At 71.5% G+C, this 2,090-nt stretch carries 5 protein-coding genes; 4 read left to right on the forward strand and 1 reads right to left on the reverse strand.

Annotated elements, in window-relative coordinates; all coding sequences use genetic code 11:
* From ABZ749_RS34340 to ABZ749_RS34350, 3 genes are all read left to right on the forward strand, one after another.
* On the forward strand, positions 1–208 hold a 208-nt coding region (locus ABZ749_RS34340; protein WP_357235386.1), incomplete at its 5' end, for a DUF72 domain-containing protein.
* A gap of 112 nt (positions 209–320) precedes the next feature.
* Positions 321–506, forward strand: a complete 186-nt coding sequence (locus tag ABZ749_RS34345; RefSeq protein ID WP_112676583.1) for a hypothetical protein — start codon at positions 321–323, stop codon at positions 504–506.
* The gene (locus ABZ749_RS34350) at positions 499–927 is read left to right on the forward strand and encodes a DUF2267 domain-containing protein (protein WP_347661067.1); all 429 of its coding nucleotides are present in this window, start codon (positions 499–501) and stop codon (positions 925–927) included. The genes ABZ749_RS34345 and ABZ749_RS34350 overlap by 8 nt, the downstream gene beginning before the upstream one ends.
* Positions 928–971: 44 nt before the next feature.
* Here the strand turns inward: ABZ749_RS34350 and ABZ749_RS34355 are convergent, their stop codons facing one another.
* Complete coding sequence (locus tag ABZ749_RS34355; protein WP_357235388.1) at positions 972–1,733, reverse strand: DUF72 domain-containing protein; 762 nt, start codon at positions 1,731–1,733, stop codon at positions 972–974.
* A gap of 157 nt (positions 1,734–1,890) precedes the next feature.
* On the opposite strand from ABZ749_RS34355, the gene ABZ749_RS34360 reads away from it, so the two are divergent.
* The gene (locus tag ABZ749_RS34360; protein ID WP_357235391.1) at positions 1,891–2,025 is read left to right on the forward strand and encodes a hypothetical protein; all 135 of its coding nucleotides are present in this window, start codon (positions 1,891–1,893) and stop codon (positions 2,023–2,025) included.
* Positions 2,026–2,090 lie beyond the last annotated feature (65 nt).

Consider the following 2,090-nt stretch of genomic DNA (forward strand, 5'->3'; position numbering starts at 1 on the left):
CCACGGGCACAGCGACAAGTGGACCAGCAAGGACATCCACGAGAAGTTCGGCTACCACTACTCCAAGCGGGAGTTGGCCGACTGGGCCCCGAAGCTGCGCGAGCTGGCCGATCAGGCCGGGCAGACCCACGTCCTCATGAACAACTGCTACCGCGACTACGCGCAGACCAACGCGAAGACCCTCGCGGGTCTCCTCGACGCCGACTGACCTCACCCGATCCGGGTGGGGCCGCCTCACCCCACCGGCGGGCAGTGTGGGACGCGGTGGGTACGGCCGCCCGCGGACGGCCGACGCCGGAGACGACACGGAGGTGACGGGGATGACGGTTCGAGTGGTGACGGATCGACGGCGAGGTGCCGTCCTGCACGTGGTCGGCACGGCCGACAACGCCCGGCGCGCACCACAGGGCAGCCCGGTGCGGGCCCGCCGTGGCCCGGTGGGGCCGCCGCGCCGCGCCGACGACCGACGGTGGGACACCACGGAACGGGGGTCGACCGATGGCTGACTCGATGATCTCGGCGTTCGAGTCCTCGCTGGACAAGACGAACCTCATTCTCAAGGACATCGAGAACGCCTACGGCTGGCCGAAGGAACGGCGCAACCAGTCGTACGCGGCCCTGCGCACGGTGCTGCACCTGCTGCGCGACCGGCTGCCGGTGGACGAGAGCGTGGAGTTCGCCCAGCAGTTGCCGGTGCTGGTACGGGGCATCTACTTCGATGGCTGGGTGCCGTCCGACGTGCCGATCAAGCTCAACCGTGACGACTTCCTCTACGAGGTTCGGCAGGGCTTCCCGTACGACGCGGAGGGTGGCCCGGAGCGGGTGACGCAGGTGGTGCTGGACACACTGCGCCGCCACGTCACCCAGGGCGAGTGGCAGGACGTGAAGGACACCATGCCCAAGGATCTCGCCACGATGATGCCGTGACGGTCTGACACACCGCGAGCCCGCCCGACCGCTGTCGGGCGGGCTCAGTCGTCCTCGGCGGGCACCCGCGACACCGGGTGCCCGGCCCGGCGGGCGAGCGCGGCGAACGCCACGGCGTCCACGATCGCGGCGCCGCCCGGATCGTTGTTGAAGTAGACGTACGCCGGTTCGCCGGCGCCGAAGGCGTCGGTCAGCCGACCCACCCAGGACCGCAGCGCGGCCCGACCGTAACGCGGCCACGGCCGTGCGCGCCCCTCGTGCAGCCGCAGGTAGCCGAAGTCGGTGGTGCGCCAGCGGGGGGCGACCGGGCGCCCCAGCCGATCCGCCCAGACCAGCGCTGCCCGACGCCGTTCGAGGACCGCACGGGTGGCGTCGGTCCACCAGGAGGGGTGCCGGGGCTCGACCGCTACCCGCACCTGCGTCGGGAACAGTCGCAACGTCGCGTCCAGCGCCTCGACGTCCGCCCGCAGGTTCGGTGGCAGTTGCAGCAGCACCGGGCCGAGCCGGTCACCGAGCGCGGTGGCGCGGCCGAGGAACCGGGCCACCGGCTCCTCCGGGTCACGCAGTCGCTTGATGTGGGTGAGGTAGCGGCTCATTTTCACCGCCACGCAGAAATCAGCCGGGGTGCGCGCCCGCCAGGCGGCGAAGGTGTCCCGCTCGGGCAACCGGTAGAAGGCGTTGTTGACCTCGACCGTGGCGAACCCGGCTGCGAAGTGCTCCAACCAGAGCCGCTGCGGTAGCCCCTGCGGATAGAAGCGCCCGCGCCAGTCCCGGTACTGCCAGCCGGACGTGCCCACCAGGATCACCCACCCATCCTGGCACTCTCCGCCGCCGCTCGCGAACTGCCCGTGTCGCCCCGGTTCGGCGTCTACGGTGAGGGTTAGAGAAGATCGCGCGTGGGGTACCACCCGCAGCACGACGGACCCCGGCGTACGGCGGGGCGGCACACCCGAGGGAGTACCGATGGCACTCAACGATGACGACATGCAGACCACCGGCGGCGGCGGCGCGGAGGGTCCCGCCGACGGCGGCGCGACCCCCGGCCAGCACGACGGTGGCGCCGACGGCGGCGCGGCTGGAGTTGTCCGCGCCGGGTGAGCAGGGCCGCAACAGCTCGTCGCTGCAACTGAGCGACTCCCTCTTCCGAACCGAGCACGATCGCG

Origin of the sequence: Micromonospora sp. NPDC047753 (assembly GCF_040642735.1) — a bacterium.
Lineage (GTDB): Bacteria > Actinomycetota > Actinomycetes > Mycobacteriales > Micromonosporaceae > Micromonospora.